The following is a 23393-nucleotide window of genomic DNA, read 5'->3' on the forward strand; positions in this document are numbered from 1 at the left end:
TGAAATACCCGGCATCACGTCGATAACTATCTACATCTTGCAGGAGGGCAACGCTCCGTAGGTTTCGCACATACACGCAAAGGAGCGCCTGTATGTCGAGACAAACTATCGTTTTGCCCGCACAAACTGTTCACAGCACCCGAATTCCGTGGCGGCTGGAACACAACCTCATCCCCCGCTACCACGTTTTTCCCCGCCATTTCGCACCCCAACGCTTCAACCCCGCCGACTACGTCACGACCGTCCTTGAACCTGGCAAGTTGGTTATCGAACTGGCCAAGGAGTTCCAGGACGACAAACGAAGCGTCGAGCAACAACACGCCGACAATGAAAAGCAGCTAAACACCCGCCTGACTGAGGAGTTGAAGGCACGCACCGCACCGCCGAGCACCAGTGGCCCGTTTCAGTCGTACGACCATAAAACCGCCACCATCAACAGCTTGCTGGAGGAAAAGCGCGCAGCACTGCCCCCGATCTGGGAAAGCGCCCGGGCGTTCTACGGCGAAGATCCCGTCAACAAAACCACCGTCGATTTTCTTCGCATTGCCACGCGCGAAGGCGGCGTCCCTGATCCGAAACAAACCTGGCTCGTCTCCTACAAAGCCGCGTTTGAAGCACGCCTGCTGACCAGATCCATCGATGTGCTGACCGCCCGGGCCAACAAGCTCGCGGTGGAACGGGTCAAGGCGCAGACCCGTCTTCACCAAAGCGCCGACCAACGTCTCACCGAACAGGCGCAGGCGGTCGAACTGGCGCAAGTCAGGCTGGACGAGGCGAGGTTTCAGCACCTTGTCGATCTGCGCGAGATGGAGGAGCGCCTTGAACACTTCTCGCGCCATCAGCAAGACAACGTCACCCAGGAAACCGCCGCCCTTCATGCCAGAGACCTCGCCGAAGAAATCACCGCGCTGCTCATGGCCAGAAACGCAGCGTACGCGTCCCGCGCCGAGGCCAATATCCAGGCTCAAAAGCTCGATGTAGAACGCGGCTTCCTGCACAACCGCCTCACATCGGGCAATACGGAGTCGGCCTCAGAACAGAACCGCGTAGATCGGGAGGCCCTGCTGCAGACGGTGGTGCACACCCTTGATGCGCATCAGGAAAGCTGGCCCGCAGAGCTGCAGCGGATGGCCACCTACGAGGAGCAAATAGAGCGCGCCCTCGCCGATGCCCGCAGCGAACTGGTGCGCCTGGCGGCGCTTGAAGGCATCGAGACTCCCCAACGCCCGGCCACCTATAGCTTGACCGTCGCCAGCATGGGCCTGCCCCAGGTCATGACGCCGAACGCCTCTTCAATGGCGGTGTTCGAGTCGGTACGTCCAGCGATGGGCAAGGCGCTGCTTTCTGTCGGCAGCCGTGTCGGCGGCTTGCCTCGCGTGGGCCTCTATTTCGCGGCGCTGGTGGTGTTCTCCATGAAGCTGGAGGAAGGCGGGCGTCACGGGCTCAGCGTACCGCTCACCAGCATGAAGCTGGATTTCGATACCCAGCAGTTGCTGGAAAGCATCGGCGAGCACTTTGCACTACCGATGCGGCTGATTTCCGGACTGGTCGGTGACGACTCCACAATCCGCATTATCCCCACCGGCAACGATCAGGCGTCCGCCGACGTACCGGTGCGAGCCGCGACCTGGGATGCCGAAAAGGGTGCCTACACCTTCATTACCGACGGCCCCGGTCCGATCACGATTCTGTGGACACCTGGAGCGCCTCCTACGGACAGCTCCACCAGCCTGCCGGCGGGGCAACGCCCGGCGTCGCTCTATCCCGGCCAGATCGGGCTCAAGAACCAGCCCCAGCTCCTGCCTTTTCCTGCAGGGGATGACATCCATTTCGACGACTACATCATCACCTTCCCGGCGGACTCGGGGCTTGAGCCTGTTTATGTCATGTTCAAGAACCCGCGGGATTATGCGGGGGTCGGCGCTGGAAACGGGAGGACGATTCCTGGCTGGCGAGATGCAATGACCAGTCCAGAGGGAGCACCGATTCCGGCGCAGATTGCGGATCAGTTACGGGGCAAGCAGTTCAGCAGATGGGGCAAGATGCGTGAGGCAATCTGGAAAGCAGCGGCTGCCGATCCAGAGTTGAGCAAGAGCTTTATGCAAGCGAGCCTGGACGAGATGCGTAAAGGAAAAGCGCCTGTGACTCCGAAATCGGAGCAAAGGGGAAAAAGACGGAGTTTTGAATTACACCACATCCATCCAATCGCAAAAGGCGGAGCTGTTTATGATCTGGACAATTTGGTCATCCTGACGCCGAAATCCCATGTCGAAGCTCACCAAAAGGAGAAGAACTAATGGATCTAAAGCCACGTATCGAGGACTACACGGAAGCCGAATTTCTGGCATTCGTGACGTTATTTTTCCGAAATGATTCACCGCTGGAAGGCAACGCATACGGGGCCTGGAAAGGTCGACTTCTGGACCACTTCGAAGCAATTACGGAGCATCCCAGTGGCTCCGATGTCGTCTACTACCCGCCAGAAGGCTCCGAGGACAGCCCCGAAGGCGTCGTCAAAAGCGTAAAAGAATGGCGCGCGGCCAACAACAAACCCGGCTTCAAACCCGCCTGACCCAACGCCGCTATCGCCCCATGCGATAGCGGCGTTTCCCGCTTAGCGCACCCGCGCCGGATTCCCCACCACCGTCGCGCCCGCCGGCACATCGCGGGTCACCACGCTGCCGGCGCCAATGACGGCGTTATCGCCAACGGTCACCCCTGGCAGGATGATTGCCCCGCCGCCGATCCACACGTTGCGGCCGATCTTCACCGGCTTGCCGCTTTCCAGGCCGCTGCGGCGCAGTTCCGGGTCGCGGGGATGGTCGGCGGTATAGATCTGCACCGCCGGGCCGATCTGGCAGTCGTCGCCGATGCTGACCGGGCAAACGTCGAGAATTACGCAGTTGAAGTTCATGAAGACCCGCGCGCCCAGGTCGATGTTGTAGCCGTAGTCGCAATAGAACGGTGGGCGGATCACCGCGTCCGCGCCGACCCTGGCGAAGTGCGCGGCCAGCAGTTCATGGCGCTGTTCGTTGAGCAGGTCGGCGGAGTTGTTGTAGCCCTGCATCCAGTGTTTGTTGGCAATCTGCTCGGCCTGTAATTCCGGGCAGGAGGCCCGATAGAGCTGGCCTGTGAGCATTTTCTGTTTTTCGCTGAGATCCATTGCCGCAACTCCTGGCTGATGGGTTAGGTTGCAAAAGTCTATCCTCTGTCCGAAAGATGACCGACTCACTGGAAGAAAGATCCTCCGGACCCGTTGCAAGGAGCTTCGATGAAACGCAGTCTCTCCCTTCTCGCCGTCGCCATCGTCGCCGTGGCCGCGGGTGGTGGCTATTGGTATGTGCAGGGCAAACAGCCGCTGCGCAACGGCGAATTGGTCCTGGCGAATCTTCAGGCGCCAGTGAGCGTGCGCTACGACGAGCGCGGCGTTCCGCATATCCAGGCCCAGAACGAAAACGACCTGTACCGCGCCCTCGGCTATGTCCATGCCCAGGACCGGCTCTTCCAGATGGAAATCACCCGGCGCCTGGCTCGGGGCGAACTGGCCGAGGTGCTGGGGCCAAAGCTGGTGGACACCGACACCCTGTTCCGCAGCCTGCGCATTGCCGATCAGGCGCAGGTCTACGTGGATCGACAGGACAAGCATTCCCCAGCCTGGAAAGCGCTGCAGGCCTACCTCGACGGCGTAAATGCGTGGCAAGCCACGCATCCAAAACCCATGGAGTTCGATGCGCTGGGCATCACGCCGCGCCCCTTCACGGCCCAGGACACAGTGAGCATCGCCGGTTTCATGGCCTACAGCTTCGCCGCGGCGTTTCGCACCGAGCCGTTGCTGACCTTCATCCGCGACCACCTCGGCAACGACTACCTGAAGGTCTTCGACCTCGACTGGCACCCGGACGGCGTGCTGCAAAAGGCGCCGGCACTGGCCGATGCCGACTGGAACAGCCTGAGCCAACTGGCGCTGGTCAGCCAGCAAGCTCTTGGCGAAGCCGGCCTGCCGCAGTTCGAGGGCAGCAATGCCTGGGCCGTGAGCGGCCGTCGCACCCAGAGCGGCAAGCCGTTGCTGGCTGGCGACCCGCATATTCGCTTCTCGGTCCCGGCGGTGTGGTACGAGGCCGAGCTGTCGGCGCCGGGCTTTCACCTGTACGGCTACTACCAGGCGCTCAACCCCTTTGCTTCCCTCGGGCACAACCGCGAATTCGGCTGGAGCCTGACCATGTTCCAGAACGACGACATCGACCTGATCGCCGAGCGGGTCAACCCGGACAACCCTGATCAGGTCATGGTCGGTGGCCAGTGGCAGGCACTGACCCGTACCGAACAGACCATCAAGGTCAAAGGCGAGGCGGACAAGACCATCACCCTGCTGCGCTCGCCCCACGGCCCAATCGTCAACAAAGTGATCGGCCAGGACGCGGGCCCGACGCCGATCGCCATGTGGTGGGCCTTTCTGGAAACCGAGAACCCGATTCTCGACGGTTTCTACGCGATCAACCGCGCCAGCACCCTGGACGCCATGCGCAGCGCCGTGCAGAAGGTCCAGGCGCCGGGCCTGAACTTCATCTGGGCCAATGCCAAGGGCGATATCGGCTGGTGGGCCGCAGCAGCGCTGCCGGTGCGCCCGGACGGCGTGAACCCGGCCTTTATCCTCGACGGCAGCACCGCCCAGGCCGACAAATCCGGTTTCTACCCGTTCAGCGCCAACCCGCAGTCGGAGAACCCGGCCAGCGGTTATATCGTCTCCGCCAACTTCCAGCCGCTATCACCCAGCGGCATGGTCGTTCCCGGTTACTACAACCTCGCGGATCGTGGTCAGCAGCTCGACCGGCAACTGGCCGACACGCAGATCAAATGGGACCTGCAAAACAGTCAGGCGCTGCAACTGGGGAGCAGCACCGATTACGGCCCGCGCACCCTGGGGCCGCTGCTCGGGGTGTTGCGCCAGGTGGTGCAGGACGAGCAAGGACGCGAACTGGTGGAACAATTGGCCGGCTGGCGCGGCGACTACCCGCTGGATTCGGTCAACGCCACGCTGTTCAACCAGTTTCTCTATGAGCTGGCGTATGCGGCGATGCACGACGAGCTGGGCGATAGCTGGTTCCAGACGCTGCTGTCGACCCGGGTGATCGATGCCGCCCTGCCGCGCCTCGCCGCCGACGCCGATTCGCCGTGGTGGGACAGCCAGGGCAGCAGCGAGCGCGGTAGTCGTGCGGCGGTGGTCAAGCGCGCCTGGGACAAGACCCTGGCGCACCTGCGCGACACCCTCGGCACAGACCCGGCGAGCTGGCAGTGGGGCAAGGCGCACACCCTGACCCACGGCCATCCGCTGGGCATGCAGAAGCCGCTGGACCGTTTGTTCAACGTCGGACCGTTCGCCGCGCCGGGGACGCATGAGGTGCCGAACAACCTGTCGGCGAAGATCGGCCCGGCGCCATGGCCGGTGACTTATGGCCCGTCGACGCGGCGGCTGATCGATTTCGCCGATGCAGGGACGGCGCTGAGCATCAATCCGGTTGGGCAGAGTGGGGTGCTGTTTGATCGGCATTATGCGGATCAGGCGAAGGCGTATATCGAGGGGAAATACCAGCGGGCCTGGTTGGGGCTGGCGGGGGAGACGGAGGGGACGTTGCGGTTGGTGCCGGGGAGATAGATCGAGGGGCCGCATCGCGAGCGAGCTCGCTCCTACAGGATTGCGTTACCTGTAGGAGCGAGCTTGTCGGGGCGCCGAACCGTCGCGATGACGTTCAGCAGATCAAGCCTGAGCCGCCGCCGGGCGACGCACATCCGGCTGTTTCCACGAATCCGCAGCGCTCTCTTCGATCGCCTGCTGAATCGCGCGCTTGCGGCGCTCTTCGGCACGGCGGCTGAAGTACCAGATCAGGAAGGTGGCAAACGACACCACCAGCAGGATCAGGCTGGCCACGGCGTTGATTTCGGGCTTCACGCCCAGACGCACCGCCGAGAACACTTCCATCGGCAAGGTGGTGGAACCAGGACCGGACACGAAGCTCGCCAGTACCAGGTCATCCAGCGACAGGGCGAAGGACATCATGCCGCCCGCCGCCAGCGACGGCGCGATCATCGGGATGGTGATCAGGAAGAACACCTTCCACGGCCGTGCACCCAGGTCCATGGCCGCTTCTTCGATGGACAGGTCCAGCTCGCGCAAGCGGGCCGAGACCACCACCGCGACATACGCGGCACAGAAGGTGGTGTGGGCGATCCAGATGGTGACGATGCCACGCTCCTGCGGCCAGCCAATCATCTGTGCCATGGCCACGAACAGCAGCAACAGCGACAGACCGGTGATCACTTCAGGCATGACCAGCGGCGCGGTGACCAGGCCGCCGAACAGCGTGCGGCCCTTGAAGCGGGTCACGCGGGTCAGCACGAAGGCGGCCAGGGTGCCCAGCGCCACTGCGGCAACCGCGGTGTAGCAGGCGATTTCCAGCGAGCGCATCACCGAGCCCATGAGCTGGGTGTTGTCGAGCAGGCCGACGTACCACTTCACCGACCAGCCGCCCCAGACCGTCACCAGCTTGGAGGCGTTGAACGAGTAGATCACCAGGATCAGCATCGGCAGGTAGATGAACAGCAGGCCGAGCACCAGCATCAGCTTGGAGAATCCGAAACGCTTCATGCCCTGCCCTCCATCTCTTTGGCCTGACTGCGGTTGAACAGGAGGATTGGCACGATCAGGATCGCCAGCATGACCACCGCCAGGGCGGACGCCACCGGCCAGTCGCGGTTGTTGAAGAACTCTTGCCAGAGCACCTTACCGATCATCAGGGTTTCCGGGCCGCCGAGCAGCTCGGGGATGACGAACTCGCCCACCACCGGAATGAACACCAGCATGCAGCCGGCGATGATGCCGTTTTTCGACAGCGGCACGGTGATCTTCCAGAAGCTGTTGAAGGTGCTCGAACCCAGGTCGGACGCGGCTTCCAGCAGGCTCTGGTCGTGTTTCACCAGGTTGGCGAACAGCGGCAGGATCATGAACGGCAGATACGAATAGACCACGCCGATGTACACCGCGAGGTTGGTATTGAGGATCTGCAGCGGTTCGTCGATCAACCCCAGCCACATCAGGAAGGCGTTGAGCAGGCCGTTGTTGCTGAGGATGCCCATCCAGGCGTAGACGCGGATCAGGATCGCAGTCCAGGTCGGCATCATGATCAGCAGCAGCAGGACGGTCTGGATGTCCTTGCGCGCATTGGCAATGGCGTAGGCCATCGGGTAGCCGATCAGCAGGCATAGCAGCGTGCTGAAGAAGGCCATTTTCAACGAGCCCAGGTAGGCCGAGATGTACAGCTCGTCCTGGGTCAGCAGGCCATAGTTGGCCAGGTTGAGGACCACCTGGATCTTGTCTTCGACGTAGCTGTAGATCTCGGTATACGGCGGGATCGCCACATCCGCTTCAGCGAAGCTGATCTTCAGAACGATGAAGAACGGCAGCATGAAGAACAGGAACAGCCACAGGAACGGGGCGCCGATGACCAGGTGGCGCCCCTCGGGTGTTATGCGATTGAGGGCTCGCTTGAGCTTGCGCATGTTCATGACCGCAGTACCACGCCGCTGTCGTCTTCCCACCACACGTACACTTCATCGCCCCAGGTTGGGCGCGAGCCCTGACGTTCAGCGTTGGCGACGAAGGACTGGACGATCTTGCCGCTCGGCAGCTCGACGTAGAACACCGAGTGGCCGCCCAGGTAGGCGATGTCGTGGACCTTGCCGCGCGACCAGTTGTACTCGCAGGTAGGCTGCTGGGTCGTTACCAGGAGTTTTTCCGGGCGCAGGGCGTAGGTGATGCGCTTGTCTTCCACCGAGGTGGTGATGCCGTGGCCGACGTAGATGTGGCGCTCGAGCTCGGGGCTGGCGATGCGCGCGTGGCCTTCGGCGTCGTCGACCACTTCACCGTCGAACAGGTTGACGTTGCCGATGAACTCGCAGACCAGGCGGCTGGTCGGGGTCTCGTAGACGTCGATCGGGCTGCCGATCTGGGCAATCCAGCCCAGGTGCATGATGGCGATGCGCTGGGCCATGGTCATGGCCTCTTCCTGGTCGTGGGTCACCATCACGCAGGTCACGCCGACCCGCTCGATGATTTCCACCAGTTCGAGCTGCATCTGCGAACGCAGTTTCTTGTCCAGTGCCCCCATCGGCTCATCGAGCAGCAGCAGCTTGGGGCTCTTGGCCAGCGAACGGGCCAGGGCGACGCGCTGACGCTGGCCGCCGGAGAGCTGGTGCGGCTTGCGCTTGGCGTACTGGGTCATGTGCACCAGCTTGAGCATCTCGGCCACGCGGGCTTCGATCTCGGCCTTGGGCATCTTGTCCTGCTGCAGGCCGAAGGCGATGTTCTGCGCCACGGTCATGTGCGGGAACAGCGCGTAGGACTGGAACATCATGTTGATGGGCCGCTCGTACGGCGGCATGTCGGTAATGTCGACGCCATCGAGGAAAATACGCCCCTCGGTCGGACGCTCGAAACCGGCCAGCATGCGCAGCAGGGTGGATTTACCCGAACCGGAGCCGCCGAGCAACGCGAAGATCTCACCCTTTTTAATTTCGAGCGAGACATCGTCCACCGCGATGGTTTCGTCGAACTTCTTTGTGACCCGGTCGATCTTGACCAGCACCTGTTTAGGTTGCTGATCGCCCTCGAGGGCTTTTTTGTAGGCGCCGGAGGCAACTGCCATGTGTGAAACTCCCAACAGAATGTTCTGTACCCGCCCCTGCCGTGACGGGTACGGATTTTTATTTGCCCGACTTGACCTTGGTCCAGATGCGGGTCATCAAACGTTGCACTTTGGGCGGTAGCTCAGAGTTGACGTACAACTTGTCCAGCACTTCCTGCGGCGGATAAACCGCCGCGTCCTTGCGAACATCCTGGTCCATCAGGTCGCCAGCCTTGGGGTTAGGGTTGGCATAACCAACGTAATCGCTGACCTGGGCAATGACCTCAGGCTTGAGCAGATAGTTGATGAAGGTGTGGGCCTCTTTGACGTTGCCGGCATCCTTGGGGATGGCCAGCATGTCGAACCAGAGGTTGCCGCCTTCCTTGGGGATCACATACGCCACTTCCACGCCCTTGCCGGCTTCTTCAGCACGGGCCTTGGCCTGGAAGATGTCGCCGGAGAAGCCCGCGGCGACGCAGATATCGCCATTGGCGAGATCGGATATGTACTTGGAAGAATGGAAGTAGGTCACGTAAGGACGCACGGCGAGCAGTTTCTTCTCGGCGGCTTCATAGTCCTTGGGGTTTTCGCTGTTGGGGTTGAGCCCCATGTAATTCAGTACGGCCGGCAGCATTTCATCCGCCGAGTCGAGGAAGGCGACGCCGCAACTGGAGAGTTTCTTGATGTTCTCCGGCTCGAACAGCATGGCCCAGGAGTCGATCTTGTCGGTGCCGAGCACCGCTTTGACCTTCTCGACGTTGTAGCCAATGCCGTTGGTGCCCCACAGGTACGGCACGGCGTACTGGTTGCCCGGGTCGTTGCGCTCCAGGCGCTTGAGCAGGGCGGGGTCGAGATTCTCCCAGTTCGGCAACTGCGCACGGTCGAGCTTCTGGAACGCGCCGGCTTTGATCTGCTTGCCGAGGAAATGGTTGGACGGCACGACTACGTCATAGCCGGTGCGACCGGCCAGGAGCTTGCCTTCCAGGGTTTCATTGGAATCGAACACGTCATACAGCGGCTTGATGCCGGTCGACTTTTCGAAGTCCGCGAGTGTGGTCTGGCCGATGTAGTCCGACCAGTTGTAGATGTGCACCGTGGGCGCCGCTTGGACGCTGCAAGCCAGCGTCAGACCCGCTCCAGCCATGACGGCCTTGCGAAATACGGAAATAGACAAGTGGGAGGTCCTCTACATTAGTGCCCGTGGCATACGGCAGAAATACCTGCCGGCCATGCAAACCGGCGCGCAACTTACCTTCGATACACCTGACCAGCAAAAGAATTTTGCATTGCAGCCCCCACAGGACGCGGCTTTCACCGCGCCTGGGGGGGTCAGGCCGGGTTACTTGCCCGACTTGATCTTGGTCCAGCTACGAGTCACCAGGCGCAGGGTGGCCGGGTCCTGGTCGCTGATCGCATAGAGTTGTTTCTTCACTTCATCCGACGGGTAGATGCTCGGATCGCCGGAGATGTCTTTGTCTACCAGCGCAGTGGCGGCCTTGTTGCCGTTCGGGAAGCGCACGGAGTTGGTGATCTCGGCCATGATTTCCGGCTGCAGCAGGAAGTTCATCCACTGGTAGGCGGCGTCGACGTTCTCGGCATCCTTCGGAATGGCGACCATGTCGTAGAAGGTGCCGGCACCTTCTTTCGGAATCACGTAGTCCAGCTTGACCTTGTCGCCAGCTTCGTGGGCGCGGGCCTTGGACTGCTCCAGATCACCCGAGTAACCGACAGCGACGCAGATGTTGCCGTTGGCGAGGTCAGAGATGTACTTGGAGGAGTGGAAGTAGGTGACCGAAGGACGGATGCTCATGAACAGGTCTTCGGCGGCCTTCAGGTCAGCCTTGTCCTTGCTCGCGGTCGGCTTGCCCAGGTAGTGCAGCGCGGCCGGAATCATCTCGGTCGGTGCATCGAGGAAGCTCACGCCGCAGCTCTTGAGCTTGGCGATGTTCTCGGGCTTGAACACCACGTCCCAGGAGTCGATCTTGTCGACGCCCAGCGCGGCCTTGACCTTCTCTGGGTTGTAGCCGATGCCGATGCTGCCCCACATGTACGGGAAGGCGTATTTGTTGCCTTTGTCGCTGGCGTCGCCGACGGCCTTGAGCAGGTCTTCGTCGAGGTTTTTCCAGTTGGCCAGCTTGGAACGGTCCAGCTCCTGGTAAACGCCGGCCTTGATCTGCTTGGCCAGGAAGTTGTTGGACGGAACCACTACGTCATAGCCGGACTTGCCCGCCAGCAGCTTGGCTTCCAGGGTCTCGTTGCTGTCGAAGACGTCGTAGACGACCTTGATGCCCGTCTGCTTCTCGAACTTGGCGACGGTATCCGGGGCGATGTAGTCGGACCAGTTGTAGACGTGGAGGACCTTGTTGTCCGCCTGAACAGCACTAGCCATCATCCCCGCGAGGGAAACGGCCAACAGCGTCTTGCCCATTTTCTTCATGCGTTATTGCTCCAGAATTTTTATAAAGCCATCTGTTCAGCGGCCGGCCCTGTCGGCACCCGGCTGAAACAGGCACTAGTCTGGCAAGATCCAAGGCGCTCTTTCAAGGAAAGAGCCGCCTCGGCAATGCCGCAAAGCCACCATGCCAGCCTAGCAGTTGATCAGCCCAGTGCTTCGAGGGTCAGATCCAGGCATTTACGAGCCTTTTCAACCAGTTCATCAATCTCTTCGCGGCTGATCACCAGCGGCGGAGCGATGATCATGGTGTCGCCCACGGCGCGCATGATCAGGCCGTTGTCGAAGCAAAACTGGCGGCAGATCATGCCGACGCCCTTGCCCTCGTAACGGGTACGCGTGGCCTTGTCCTTGACCAGTTCGATCGCGCCGAGCATGCCCAGACCGCGGACCTCGCCCACCAGCGGGTGGTCGTTCAGCTCGCGCAGACGTTTCTGCAAATAGGGTGCCGTTTCCTCGTGGACGCGCTCGACAATCTTCTCGTCGCGCAGAATCCGCAGGTTTTCCAGGCCCACCGCCGCTGCCACCGGGTGGCCGGAATAGGTGAAGCCGTGGTTGAAGTCGCCGCCTTCGTTAAGCACCTTGACCACTTCGTCACGGACGATCACGCCGCCCATTGGGATGTAGCCGGAAGTCAGGCCCTTGGCGATGGTCATCAGGTCAGGCTTGAGGTCGTAGTAGTCGGAGCCGAACCACTCGCCGGTGCGGCCGAAACCGCAGATGACTTCGTCGGCAACGAACAGGATCTCGTAGCGCGCGAGGATTTCCTTGATCTTCGGCCAGTAGCTTTCCGGTGGAATGATCACCCCGCCCGCGCCCTGGATCGGCTCGGCAATAAAGGCGGCGACGTTGTCGACGCCGACTTCGAGGATCTTCTTCTCCAGTTGCTCGGCGGCCCAGATACCGAACTCTTCCGGGGTCTTGTCACCACCTTCGCCGAACCAGTATGGCTGCGGGATGTGAACGATGTTCGGGATCGGCAGGTCGCCCTGCTCGTGCATGCCGGACATGCCGCCCAGGCTGGCACCGGCCACGGTGGAACCGTGGTAGCCGTTGACGCGGCCGATGATGGTTTTCTTCTGCGGCTTGCCCTTCAGCGCCCAGTAATGACGGACCATGCGCAGCACGGTGTCATTGCCTTCGGAGCCGGAGCCGGTGAAGAACACGTGGCTCATGCCTTCCGGGGCCACGTCGGAAATCGCCTTGGCCAGTTCGAGCGCCGGCGGGTGAGCAGTCTGGAAGAACAGGTTGTAATACGGCAGCTCGCGCATCTGCTTGCTCGCCGCATCGGCCAGTTCTTCACGGCCATAGCCGACCGCCACGCACCACAGGCCGGCCATGCCGTCGAGGATCTTGTTGCCCTCGCTGTCCCACAGGTGCACGCCCTGGGCCTTGGTAATGATCCGCGGGCCCTTTTCCTGCAACTGTTTATAGTCACTGAAAGGCGCCAGGTGATGATCACGACTCAGGTCCTGCCACTCGCGGGTTTGCGGGTTCTTGACGCTCATGTGCTTCTCCGTTTTCTGGCGGCCGCGCTCCTGCGGCCCCGGGGTTGATCAGACCGCGAACAGCAGGAACTCACGTTCCCAGGAGCTGATCACGCGCTTGAAGTTCTCGTGCTCGGCCCGTTTGGTGGCGACGTAACCGGCAATGAATTTCTTGCCCAGGTACTTCTCCAGCGCACGGCAGTTTTCCATGCGCTCCAGGGCGTCCTCGATGGTCAGCGGCAGGCGCAGGTTGCGCCGCTCGTAACCACGGCCCACGACCGGGGCACTGGCATTGATGCCTTCGACCATGCCGATGTAGCCGCACAGCAGGCTCGCGGCGATGGCCAGGTAAGGGTTGGCGTCGGCGCCGGGCAGGCGGTTCTCGACACGGCGGTTCTGCGGGCCGGCATCCGGGACGCGCAGGCCGACGGTGCGGTTTTCCTCGCCCCACTCGACGTTCACCGGCGCCGAGGTGTCGGGCAGGAAGCGGCGGAACGAGTTGACGTTGGGGGCGAACAGCGGCAGCACTTCGGGGATGAACTTCTGCAGGCCACCGACGTGGTACAGGAACAGCTCGCTCATGCTGCCGTCTTCATTGGAGAAGATGTTCTTGCCGGTCTGCACGTCGATGATGCTCTGGTGCAGGTGCATGGCGCTGCCGGGCTCGCCGGTCATGGGCTTGGCCATGAACGTGGCGGCGACATTGTGCTTGAGCGCTGCCTCGCGCATGGTCCGCTTGAACACCAGGATCTGATCGGCCAGGGACAGGGCGTTGCCGTGACGGAAGTTGATTTCCATCTGCGCGGTGCCGTCTTCGTGGATCAGCGTGTCCAGGTCGAGGTTCTGCAGTTCGCACCAGTCATAGACGTCTTCGAACAGCGGGTCGAATTCGTTGGCGGCTTCGATGGAGAACGACTGGCGACCGGTTTCCGGGCGGCCGGAGCGGCCGATTGGCGGCTGCAGCGGGAAGTCCGGGTCTTCGCAGCGCTTGGTCAGGTAGAACTCCATTTCCGGCGCGACGATCGGCTGCCAGCCCTTGTCGGCATAGAGTTTCAGCACTTTCTTGAGCACGTTGCGCGGCGACAGCTCGACCGGGTTTCCCTTCTTGTCGTAGGTGTCGTGGATTACCTGGGCAGTCGGCTCGATGGCCCACGGCACGAGGAACACCGCGTTCTCGTCGGGGCGGCAGATCATGTCGATGTCGGCCGGGTCGAGCAGCTCGTAATAGATGTCGTCATCGACGTAGTCGCCGGTCACGGTCTGCAGCAGGACGCTTTCGGGCAGACGCATGCCCTTTTCGGCGATGAACTTGTTGGTTGGCGAGATCTTGCCCCGGGTGATACCGGTCAAGTCGCTGATCAGACATTCGACTTCGGTGATCTTGTGCTCTTTCAGCCAATCGGTGAGCTGGTCGAGATTGCTGCTACTCATAAATACCTCAGCAGGTAAATGCCTGGACTGTAGTCAAGACGCCTATGTCAGGCCGTCTCCAGCATTCTGGATGCCCCGACGGCCCAAAGCAAAAGGCGCGCGAGGAGAATGCGTCACTGGCATTGCCCGTGATGCAGAGGAGCCCGCTATAGTGATGAAAGGCAGTATGAGTAGGTGAAACGATCGGGAACACGTCGCCTTGGCCGTCAACTATTTTGGCCGGCGCCAACGCTACTGGCATATAGCGTTCGCTGCTCGCGGAAATGGCATCCAGACCCGCCCGCACAGGGCAGCCGGTGTCGCCAATGATCGACAGGCGTGACATGTAACCCCCGGTATTATTGATGTTATGGGTTGCGACCGAGCTTAGCCTTGTTCATTTTTTTACACAACCACCCCGTAAAAAATAAAATACGGCTTACTCGTTTCACCCCTTTCACGACGAAAGCAGCGCTTGTGAATGCCCTGAATTGCAGCAAAAATGCCGCTATGGCGCCCTTTTAGGGCATCATGGGGCTTGCTTGACTTCATTCGGGCTTTCCGATTGACTGGGCCTGCAAGCCCCCATTGATTGATATTTTTAACAACAAAGGTGTTGCATCATGTCGGTACCCCCGCGTGCCGTTCAGCTTAACGAAGCGAACGCGTTCCTTAAGGAACATCCTGAGGTTCTCTACGTTGACCTTCTGATTGCAGATATGAATGGTGTGGTGCGCGGCAAGCGCATTGAGCGCACCAGCCTCCACAAGGTTTACGAGAAAGGCATCAACCTGCCGGCCTCCCTCTTCGCATTGGATATCAACGGTTCCACGGTCGAAAGCACCGGCCTGGGCCTGGACATCGGCGACGCCGACCGCATCTGCTATCCAATCCCCGACACACTCTCCAACGAACCTTGGCAGAAGCGCCCTACCGCGCAGCTGCTGATGACCATGCACGAAATCGAAGGTGCGCCGTTCTTTGCCGACCCGCGGGAAGTCCTGCGTCAGGTGGTGGCCAGGTTCGACGAGATGGGCCTGACCATCTGCGCCGCGTTCGAGCTGGAGTTCTACCTGATCGACCAGGAAAACGTGAACGGCCGTCCACAGCCGCCACGCTCGCCGATTTCCGGCAAACGTCCGCAATCGACCCAGGTTTATCTGATCGACGACCTCGACGAATACGTCGACTGCCTCCAGGACATCCTCGAGGGTGCGAAGGAACAAGGCATTCCGGCTGACGCCATCGTCAAGGAAAGCGCCCCGGCGCAGTTTGAAGTGAACCTGCACCACGTCGCCGACCCGCTGAAGGCCTGCGATTACGCGGTTCTGCTCAAACGCCTGATCAAGAACATCGCCTACGACCATGAGATGGACACCACCTTCATGGCCAAGCCTTACCCGGGCCAGGCGGGCAACGGTCTGCATGTTCATATCTCGGTGCTGGACAAAGATGGCAAGAACATCTTCACCAGCGAGGATCCCGAGCAGAACGCCGCGCTGCGTCACGCGATCGGCGGTGTGCTCGAGACCCTGCCAGCGTCAATGGCGTTCCTCTGCCCGAACGTCAACTCGTACCGTCGCTTCGGTGCCCAGTTCTATGTGCCGAACGCACCAAGCTGGGGTCTGGACAACCGCACCGTGGCCCTGCGCGTTCCGACGGGCACGCCGGACGCTGTGCGCCTTGAACACCGCGTAGCCGGTGCCGACGCCAACCCGTACCTGTTGATGGCTGCCGTGCTGGCGGGCGTGCATCACGGCCTGACCAACAAGGTCGAGCCGAACAAGCCGGTCGAAGGCAACGCCTACGAACAGGTTGAGCAGAGCCTGCCGAACAACTTGCGTGATGCCCTGCGCGAGCTGGACGACAGCGAGATCCTCAACAAGTACATCGATCCGAAGTACATCGACATCTTTGTCGCGTGCAAGGAAAGCGAGCTGGAGGAGTTCGAACACTCCATCTCCGACCTCGAGTACAACTGGTACCTGCATACCGTGTAAATGAAAACGCCGCCTGCTCAGGCGGCGTTTTTTATGGGCGCAATACCTACAAAGTTTTCTCGAAAATCTTCGAATTGCGCTGATAGTTGTACAGCGACGCCCGCGCCGCCGGCAGCCGCTCGACCCCGCTCGGCACAAATCCGCGCTCGCGGAACCAGTGCGCCGTCCGGGTCGTCAGTACGAACAGCGTCTTCAGCCCCAACGCCCTCGCCCGCGTCTCGATGCGCTCCAGCAGATCGTCACCGCGACCGCCATGGCGATACTCCGGGTTCACTGCCAGGCACGCCAGCTCACCCGCATCGGAATCAGCAATCGGATACAGCGCCGCACAGGCGATGATCACGCTTTCACGCTCTACCACGCTGAACTGCTCGATCTCCCGCTCCAGTACCTCACGGGAGCGACGCACCAGAATGCCCTGCTCTTCCAGCGGACTGATCAGATCCAGCAGACCACCGACGTCTTCGATCGCCGCCTCCCGCACCAGTTCGAACTGCTCCTGCGCAACCAGCGTGCCGCCGCCTTCGCGGGTGAACAGCTCGTTGAGCAGCGCGCCGTTCTCGGCGTAGCTGACGATATGACTGCGTGCCACGCCGCCCCGGCAGGCTTCGGCGGCGGCGTCCAGCAGCTCGGCCTGGTAGTCGGAACCGAGGCGTTCCAGGTGAGGCGCCACCTGCTGCGGACGGATTTCCCGGACCAGACGTCCCGTCGCGTCCAGCAGACCCGGCTCGGCGCCGAACAGCAGCAGCTTGTCCGCCTCCAGCTCGATGGCGGCGCGGGTCGCGACGTCTTCGCACGCCAGGTTGAAGATTTCGCCCGTGGGCGAATAGCCCAGCGGCGACAGCAGGACGATGGAGCGCTCGTCCAGCAGGCGACTGATGCCCTTGCGGTCGACCCGGCGCACTTCACCGGTGTGGTGATAATCCACGCCTTCCAGCACGCCAATCGGCCGTGCGGTGACCAGGTTGCCCGAGGCCACCCGCAACCGCGAGCCCTGCATCGGCGAGGCCGCCATGTCCATGGACAGGCGTGCTTCGATGGCGATGCGCAGTTGCCCGACCGCATCGATCACGCACTCCAGGGTCGCCGCATCGGTGATGCGCAAGCCATGGTGATAATGGGCGCTGAGACCGCGGGCGCTCAGGCGGCTTTCGATTTGCGGGCGGGAGCCATGCACCAGCACCAGACGAACCCCGAGGCTGTGCAACAGCACCAGGTCGTGGACGATATTGCCGAAGTTGGGGTGGTCTACCCCGTCTCCCGGAAGCATGACCACGAAGGTGCAGTCCCGGTGAGCATTGATGTAAGGCGAAGCATGACGCAGCCAATTGACGTATTCGGGCATAACCTGAGCCTGTAGAAATGAAGACAAGAACGGAACAGCAACAGCGCTCGAAGGGTTATCGTCGCAGCAGGCAAGGCGTCACACGCGTTCTCCTTTGCAAGGCAAGGTGGCTCAGCGGCCGGTGGCCGGGCTGAGGCAGTAATGTTGGATCAACTCACGCAACACACGCACTGTAGGGTCCAGGCGTGACAGTTCAAGGTACTCGCCGGGCTGGTGAGCGCAGGCGATATCACCGGGGCCGAGGACCAGAGTCTCGCAGCCCAGGCGCTGAAGATAAGGCGCTTCGGTGCCGAAGGCTACTGCCTCGGCCACATGACCGGTAAGACGTTCGGCCAGTTGCACCAGTTCCGCATCGGCACTCTGTTCGAATGGCGGCACCTCCGGGAACAGCGGCGCATAGTCGATCGTCACCTGATGCTGCTCGGCCAGCGGCGCCAGCTTGCCGCGAATCGCCGCGCGCAGCACCTGCGGGTCCATGCCCGGCAGCGGGCGCAGGTCGAATTCCAGGGCGCATTGGCCGCAGATCCGGTTAGGGTTGTCGCCACCGTGGATGCAGCCGAAGTTCAGGGTCGGCTGGGGCACGCTGAACTGGCTGTTGTTGTACTCGCGCTGCCATTGCTGGCGCAGCTCCATCAAGGCGCCCATGACCTGATGCATCGCTTCCAGAGCGCTGTGGCCCAAAGACGGATCCGACGAATGGCCACTGCGCCCGAGAATATCGATGCGCTCCATCATCACACCCTTGTGCAGACGGATCGGCTTCAGCCCGGTCGGCTCGCCGATCACTGCGGCGCGCCCAAGCGGGCGGCCGGCCTCGGCCAGGGCGCGGGCGCCGGACATCGAGCTTTCTTCGTCACAGGTCGCCAGGATCAGCAGCGGCTGCCGGAACGGTTGGTCGAGCAGCGGCCGGACCGCCTCGATGATCAACGGGAAAAAGCCCTTCATGTCGCACACGCCGAGTCCGACCCAGCGATCACCGACTTCCGTCAGCGTCAGCGGATCGCTTTTCCACAATTGCGGATCGTAGGGCACCGTGTCGCTGTGCCCGGCCAGCACCAGCCCGCCGGGGCCGCTGCCGTAACTGGCGAGCAGGTTGAACTTGCCCGGCGTGATCTGCTGGATCTCGCAGGTGAAACCCAGGTCGCCGAGCCAGCCGGCAAGCAGATCGATCACCCCGCGGTTGGACTGGTCCAGATCCGGTTGGGTACAACTGACCGAGGGCGCGGCGATCAACGCGGCGAACTGGTCCTTGAGCGATGGCAGCGGCATGCGCGTTCTCCTGGAAACGAGGCCCATCATAGGGCCATCGGCCACCTTGAATAAACCGCGAGCGGTCGAGTCCTGTACACTGCACGGCCAAGACGTCCCCGCCCTTCTGGTTACCCAGCAATGAACAAAGAAACCGAAATCAAACTGCGGATCAGCCGCGAGACCCTCGCCGCGCTGCGTGAGCACCCATTGCTGAAGAAGCGCAACAAGTCCGGCTGGCAGCAGCGTGAGCTGCTCAACCAGTACTTCGACACCCCGGAGCGCGATCTTGCTGCAGCCAAAGTCGCCCTGCGCCTGCGCCGCGACGGCGACGTGGTGATCCAGACCCTGAAGACCCGCGGCCAGAGCGTTGCCGGCCTGTCCGAGCGCAATGAATTCCAGTGGGAGCTGCCCAAGGCCAAGCTGGACCTGAAGAAGCTCGACGACCAGTGCTGGCCCGCCGAACTGGCGGAGCTGGACAAGAAAACCATCAAGCCGCTGTTCACCACCGATTTCGTCCGCGAATACGCCGACATCGCCTGGGGCCGCGGCAAGTCCAAAGTGGTGATCGAAGCCGCCCTGGACCTCGGCACCGTCATCGTCGGCAAGCAGAAGGAAGAAATCTGCGAGCTGGAGCTGGAACTGCGCGAAGGCGAGCCAGCAGCCCTGCTGGAGCTGGCTGCCGAACTGGCGGCGACGCTGCCGCTGTTCCCGTGCGATATCAGCAAGGCCGAGCGCGGCTACCGCCTGCTCGACCCGACCAGCTATCAGGTCAGCCTGCCCGCCGCCGAACTGACCCCGGAAATGTCGCTGGACGACGCCTTTGCCGCCATCGCCTGGCAGTTGCTCGGCAGCAGCCAGCGTCTGGCCGAGCAATACCGCTACAACGGCCACTGGCGCCTGCTGCAGGACTGGGTGCAGTGCCTCGCCGAACTGCGCGGCCTGGCCAGCAGCCTCGGCCAGGCGGCACCGCGCGCCACCACCCGTGCCCTGCGCGGCAGTCTCGACGCCCTGCTGGAAGACTGGCGCACCGTGGTCCTGGCCGGCAATGACGACGAAGACGTCCGCCGCGCCGCGCCCGAGCAGTTCGCCGACGAACTACTCGACACCCGCTGGGGCCAGTTCTCCCTCGACACCTCGCGCTGGCTGCTGGCCCGTGCCTGGACCGTCGACCGCAACAAGCGCGGTGACCGCCAGGGCGCCGCGCCGCTGGCGAGCTGGCTGACCGTAGAGTTCGGCGACGAGGCCAAGGCCTTGCAACTGCCGCTGTACCAGCAGCAGCCGGAAGACCTCGCCGAGCAACTGCCGCGCATCGAGCGCCTGCTGGCCTGGCTGCACCACGCCCGCGACGTGCTGGAAGTGCCGGAACTGGACCGCCTCTACGGCGAGCTGAGCAAGCTGCAACAACTGGCCTGCCTGCCGATCAGCGACGAAGTGCTCGACGCCCGCGTCCAGCAAGCCTTCGCCGTTGCCCAGTGCCGCGGCTGGAAACAACTGGCGCGTAAATAAGCCAGGGTCGCGGGCAGGCCTTCAGCGCCTGCCCGCGACACCGTTCAACGCATGAGCGGCAGGCTGGTGGTGGATTTGATCTCCGACAGCGCCACGGTCGAGTTGACCTCCTGAATCCCCGGCACCATCGACAGTTTTTCGAAGAAGAAGCGCTCGTAGGCCTCGATGTCCGAGGTGACGATCCGCAGCAGAAAATCCACCGCCCCCATCAGCACATAACACTCCAGCACTTCCGGAAACCCGCGGATCGCCTCGGTGAATTCGGCGAAGTTGGAGCGCCCGTGCGCGTTGAGTTTCACCTCGGCGAAAATCTGCGTGTTCAGGCCCACCTTCTTGCGATCGAGCAGGCTCACCTGGGCACGAATCACCCCCTCGTCCTTCAAACGCTGAATGCGGCGCCAACACGGTGACTGCGAAAGCCCGACCCGCTCTGCCACCTGCGCGCTGGACAACGAGGCGTCCTCTTGCAGCACGGCGAGGATGCGGCGGTCGTAAGTGTCCAGCTCGACTTGCATGATTATTTCTCTCGTGTGCACATGGACGAATTGAACAATTCGAAAAAAGCTCGTATCGGCCAATGATAGGAAAATAATCTCCGACACGCCGTGTAAAAATTCCTCCATCGTTTTTGGAGAACACCCATGACCGTACTCGAACGGCCTGACCACTTCGCCGCCCCGCAGCTTTTCGAACCCGCTGTTGCCTGCAACGAGAACAACAAGGTTCGCTACCACTACCAGCTGCAAGCCGAAGCCGAGTCGGACAGCCTGTGCCGAGTGCTCAACCTGTTTGCCCTGCAATGTTTGATGCCGCATGGAGTAAACATGCGCCAGGAAGCCGACCTGCTGCACATCGACATCGCCATCGACGGCCTGAACTGGAACCGCGCCCAGTTGATTGCGCAAAAAATGCGCAATCTGGTGTGTGTCTGCGAAGTGGCCGTGCTCACCGCGCTGCTGCCGTCCACTCCACAGCGGGCCGGCTGGCACGGATAAACCCGGCAACGCTTGCGTCCCGACGGTGCGCGCCACGACGGCTAGCCTTGGTTGCTTCGAAGCGCACACAAGGACGTCGCATGCCCGCCCCCGCCACCGACCGCACGCTGGACCTTTCCAGCCTGCTCGATGAACTGATCGCACAACGGCGTATCGCGCCACAGGCCCGCCAGCACTTCAGCGGTGCCCCACGCACCGACCATCCCCTCGAATGCATCGCCCGCCAGCGCCTGGATGATCTGCAACGTCCCGGCCAGACACTCGACCTGGACAGCCTGTGCCAGTGGCTCGCCGAGCAGGCCGGGCAACCCTTTCTGCGCCTCGATCCGCTAAGCATCGACCTCGCCGGGATGACCGGGCTGATGTCCGCGGCCTTCGCCCGCCGGCACGGCATTCTTGCCGTCGCCCAAGACTGCGACAGCGTCACCGTCGCCAGCGCCGAGCCGTATGTGCGCAGTTGGGAGACCGACCTGGCCCAGGTGCTCAAACGCCGGGTGTTGCGGGTTGTCGCCAGCCCCGAACGGATTCGCCAGTTGAGCCAGGACTTCTTTCGCCTCGCTCACTCGGTCAACGGCGCCAGCCACCTGGACATGCCGGCCCCCGCCAGCGGTGATCTGGAGCAGTTGCTGGAACTGGGCGACGGCCAGCACGATGCCGATGACGCGCACATCGTCAGCATCGTCGACTGGCTGCTGCACTACGCCTTCGAGCAACGCGCCAGCGATATCCACCTCGAACCCCGCCGCGAACAGGGCCGGCTGCGCCTGCGCATCGACGGCGTGCTGCACGACACCTATTCCTTCCCGCCCGCGGTGACCCTGGCGATCACCAGCCGCCTGAAAAGCCTCGGGCGCATGAACGTCGCGGAAAAACGCCGGCCGCAGGACGGCCGGATCAAGACCCGCACCCCGGCCGGCGACGAGGTGGAACTGCGCCTGTCGACCCTGCCGACCACCTTCGGCGAAAAGCTGGTAATGCGCATCTTCGACCCGCAACTACTGCGCCAGGACTTCCACGGCCTGGGCCTGGACGGCGACGAACTGACGCGCTGGCAGACCATGCTGCGCCAGCCCCACGGCATCATCCTGGTGACCGGCCCGACCGGCTCGGGCAAGACCAGCACGCTCTACAGCGCCCTCAAGCAACTGGCCACGCCGCAGGTCAACGTCTGCACCCTGGAAGACCCGATCGAAATGGTCGAGCCGGCCTTCAACCAGACCCAGGTGCAGCCCGGCATCGACCTCGGTTTTGCCAACGGCGTGCGTGCGCTGCTACGCCAGGATCCGGACATCATCATGGTGGGCGAGATCCGCGATCTGGAAACCGCCCAAGTGGCGATTCAGGCGGCGCTGACCGGGCATCTGGTGTTGTCCACGCTGCACACCAACGATGCCAGCGGTGCGATTGGCCGGTTACTGGAGCTGGGCGTTGCACATTATTTGATCAAGTCGACCCTGGTGGGCGTGGTCGCCCAGCGGCTGGTGCGCACGCTGTGTGTCGCGTGCAAGGCGCCGGGCGAGGCCAGCGCGGTAGGCTGCAAGGAATGCCGGCAGACCGGCTATCAGGGGCGTACGGGACTGTATGAAGTGCTGTCGGTGAGTCACGGGCTCAAGGCGCTAATCAACGGGGACTGCGACCTGACGAGTTTGCGCCAGCGGGCACGGGCCGAGGGCATGTTCGACCTGCGCGAGAACGGCTTGCGCAAGGTGGCGGCGGGGGTAACCACGGCGGTGGAGGTGGATCGGGTTTCGGCGTAGTGCCATCGGGAACTTGTTGCGGGGCCGATGTCCAAATTCGGCGTCTAAAGCATCGCGAGCAAGCTCGCTCCTACAAAACCGACATCAAACCCCTGTAGGAGCGAGCTTGTCGGGGCGCCGAACCGTCGCGATGACCTACCCAAAATCCCCCGGAGCCCTGGAATCATGCGTCGCCCCTTTGCCATCGCCACCCTCACCCTGCTGTCCCTCGCCTCGGCCTCGGCCATGGCCGATCCCTTCTGGCGCAACGTGATTTCTTCGGGCGCGACCACCGCCTCGACCTACCTGACCTCCCGCGACCACAAGCTAGTCGCCGCCGCGCAGGATGATGCCGGCAGCTTCGTCGCCAGCGAAGGCGCGATCCGCGGTCCGTTCCTCGAAGCCGCCCTGCGCCAGGCCCGCGCGGAAAACCCGAGCCTGAACGCCAGCGACATGGAACTGGCCAACGCCATCCTGGCGCGCAACAGCGCAATCACCGAGTGACACTTGCGGGCGATCCACGCGGGTCGCCC

At 62.4% G+C, this 23393-nt stretch carries 19 protein-coding genes; 8 read left to right on the forward strand and 11 right to left on the reverse strand.

Annotated features, from left to right (window positions below; translation table 11 throughout):
* Window positions 1–92 precede the first annotated feature (92 nt).
* Together CKW37_RS14560 and CKW37_RS14565 are read left to right on the forward strand one after the other, a co-directional pair.
* Complete coding sequence (locus CKW37_RS14560; protein ID WP_095156405.1) at window positions 93–2297, forward strand: S-type pyocin domain-containing protein; 2205 nt, start codon at window positions 93–95, stop codon at window positions 2295–2297.
* Window positions 2297–2572 (forward strand): bacteriocin immunity protein, encoded by a 276-nt coding sequence (locus CKW37_RS14565; protein WP_095156406.1) that lies wholly within the window; start codon window positions 2297–2299, stop codon window positions 2570–2572. Before CKW37_RS14560 ends, CKW37_RS14565 begins: the two co-directional genes overlap by 1 nt.
* 42 nt (window positions 2573–2614) lie before the next feature.
* Here CKW37_RS14565 and CKW37_RS14570 read toward each other — a convergent pair whose 3' ends face one another.
* On the reverse strand, window positions 2615–3163 hold the full coding sequence (locus CKW37_RS14570; protein WP_095156407.1) for a sugar O-acetyltransferase: 549 nt from the start codon (window positions 3161–3163) through the stop codon (window positions 2615–2617).
* 108 nt (window positions 3164–3271) lie between these two features.
* Between CKW37_RS14570 and CKW37_RS14575 the strand changes: the two genes are divergently transcribed.
* The gene (locus CKW37_RS14575; protein ID WP_095156408.1) at window positions 3272–5653 is read left to right on the forward strand and encodes a penicillin acylase family protein; all 2382 of its coding nucleotides are present in this window, start codon (window positions 3272–3274) and stop codon (window positions 5651–5653) included.
* A gap of 102 nt (window positions 5654–5755) precedes the next feature.
* Here the strand turns inward: CKW37_RS14575 and CKW37_RS14580 are convergent, their stop codons facing one another.
* The 7 genes from CKW37_RS14580 to CKW37_RS14610 all read right to left on the reverse strand — a co-directional run bounded on the left by CKW37_RS14580 (window position 5756) and on the right by CKW37_RS14610 (window position 14048).
* A complete protein-coding gene (locus CKW37_RS14580; protein WP_095156409.1) occupies window positions 5756–6643 on the reverse strand; it encodes an ABC transporter permease subunit in 888 nt (295 codons plus the stop codon).
* Window positions 6640–7560: an ABC transporter permease subunit gene (locus tag CKW37_RS14585; RefSeq protein WP_095156410.1), complete on the reverse strand. Its 921-nt coding sequence runs from the start codon at window positions 7558–7560 to the stop codon at window positions 6640–6642. Before CKW37_RS14585 ends, CKW37_RS14580 begins: the two co-directional genes overlap by 4 nt.
* Window positions 7557–8699, reverse strand: coding sequence for an ABC transporter ATP-binding protein (locus CKW37_RS14590; RefSeq protein WP_095156411.1), 1143 nt, complete (start codon window positions 8697–8699; stop codon window positions 7557–7559). Before CKW37_RS14590 ends, CKW37_RS14585 begins: the two co-directional genes overlap by 4 nt.
* A 58-nt stretch (window positions 8700–8757) precedes the next feature.
* On the reverse strand, window positions 8758–9852 hold the full coding sequence (locus tag CKW37_RS14595) for a polyamine ABC transporter substrate-binding protein (protein WP_095156412.1): 1095 nt from the start codon (window positions 9850–9852) through the stop codon (window positions 8758–8760).
* 165 nt (window positions 9853–10017) lie between these two features.
* Window positions 10018–11115 carry a polyamine ABC transporter substrate-binding protein gene (locus CKW37_RS14600; RefSeq protein ID WP_095156413.1) on the reverse strand — a complete coding sequence of 366 codons (1098 nt, stop codon included), beginning with the start codon at window positions 11113–11115 and terminating at the stop codon, window positions 10018–10020.
* A 161-nt stretch (window positions 11116–11276) separates the two neighbouring features.
* Window positions 11277–12638, reverse strand: coding sequence for an aspartate aminotransferase family protein (locus CKW37_RS14605; RefSeq protein WP_095156414.1), 1362 nt, complete (start codon window positions 12636–12638; stop codon window positions 11277–11279).
* Window positions 12639–12686: 48 nt separating this feature from the next.
* Window positions 12687–14048 carry a glutamine synthetase family protein gene (locus CKW37_RS14610; RefSeq protein ID WP_095156415.1) on the reverse strand — a complete coding sequence of 454 codons (1362 nt, stop codon included), beginning with the start codon at window positions 14046–14048 and terminating at the stop codon, window positions 12687–12689.
* A gap of 602 nt (window positions 14049–14650) precedes the next feature.
* On the opposite strand from CKW37_RS14610, the gene CKW37_RS14615 reads away from it, so the two are divergent.
* Window positions 14651–16027, forward strand: a complete 1377-nt coding sequence (locus CKW37_RS14615) for a glutamine synthetase family protein (protein ID WP_095156416.1) — start codon at window positions 14651–14653, stop codon at window positions 16025–16027.
* 46 nt (window positions 16028–16073) lie between these two features.
* Here the strand turns inward: CKW37_RS14615 and argA are convergent, their stop codons facing one another.
* Window positions 16074–17372, reverse strand: a complete 1299-nt coding sequence (gene argA / locus CKW37_RS14620) for an amino-acid N-acetyltransferase (RefSeq protein WP_095156417.1) — start codon at window positions 17370–17372, stop codon at window positions 16074–16076.
* Window positions 17373–17483: 111 nt separating this feature from the next.
* On the reverse strand, window positions 17484–18641 hold the full coding sequence (gene argE / locus CKW37_RS14625; RefSeq protein WP_143501996.1) for an acetylornithine deacetylase: 1158 nt from the start codon (window positions 18639–18641) through the stop codon (window positions 17484–17486).
* Window positions 18642–18761: 120 nt separating this feature from the next.
* Between argE and CKW37_RS14630 the strand changes: the two genes are divergently transcribed.
* Complete coding sequence (locus CKW37_RS14630; RefSeq protein ID WP_095156419.1) at window positions 18762–20129, forward strand: inorganic triphosphatase; 1368 nt, start codon at window positions 18762–18764, stop codon at window positions 20127–20129.
* A 44-nt stretch (window positions 20130–20173) separates the two neighbouring features.
* Here the strand turns inward: CKW37_RS14630 and CKW37_RS14635 are convergent, their stop codons facing one another.
* Window positions 20174–20644 (reverse strand): Lrp/AsnC family transcriptional regulator, encoded by a 471-nt coding sequence (locus CKW37_RS14635; RefSeq protein WP_095156420.1) that lies wholly within the window; start codon window positions 20642–20644, stop codon window positions 20174–20176.
* 126 nt (window positions 20645–20770) lie between these two features.
* Between CKW37_RS14635 and CKW37_RS14640 the strand changes: the two genes are divergently transcribed.
* The 3 genes from CKW37_RS14640 (at window position 20771) to CKW37_RS14650 (ending at window position 23364) form a co-directional block, all read left to right on the forward strand.
* Window positions 20771–21124 carry a hypothetical protein gene (locus CKW37_RS14640; RefSeq protein WP_095156421.1) on the forward strand — a complete coding sequence of 118 codons (354 nt, stop codon included), beginning with the start codon at window positions 20771–20773 and terminating at the stop codon, window positions 21122–21124.
* An 80-nt stretch (window positions 21125–21204) separates the two neighbouring features.
* Window positions 21205–22881, forward strand: a complete 1677-nt coding sequence (locus tag CKW37_RS14645; protein ID WP_095156422.1) for a GspE/PulE family protein — start codon at window positions 21205–21207, stop codon at window positions 22879–22881.
* Window positions 22882–23046: 165 nt separating this feature from the next.
* The gene (locus CKW37_RS14650; RefSeq protein WP_095156423.1) at window positions 23047–23364 is read left to right on the forward strand and encodes a DUF2388 domain-containing protein; all 318 of its coding nucleotides are present in this window, start codon (window positions 23047–23049) and stop codon (window positions 23362–23364) included.
* The last annotated feature ends 29 nt before the right edge of the window (window positions 23365–23393 follow it).

Source organism: Pseudomonas sp. Irchel 3E13 (genome assembly GCF_900187455.1).
Classification (GTDB): Bacteria; Pseudomonadota; Gammaproteobacteria; order Pseudomonadales; family Pseudomonadaceae; genus Aquipseudomonas.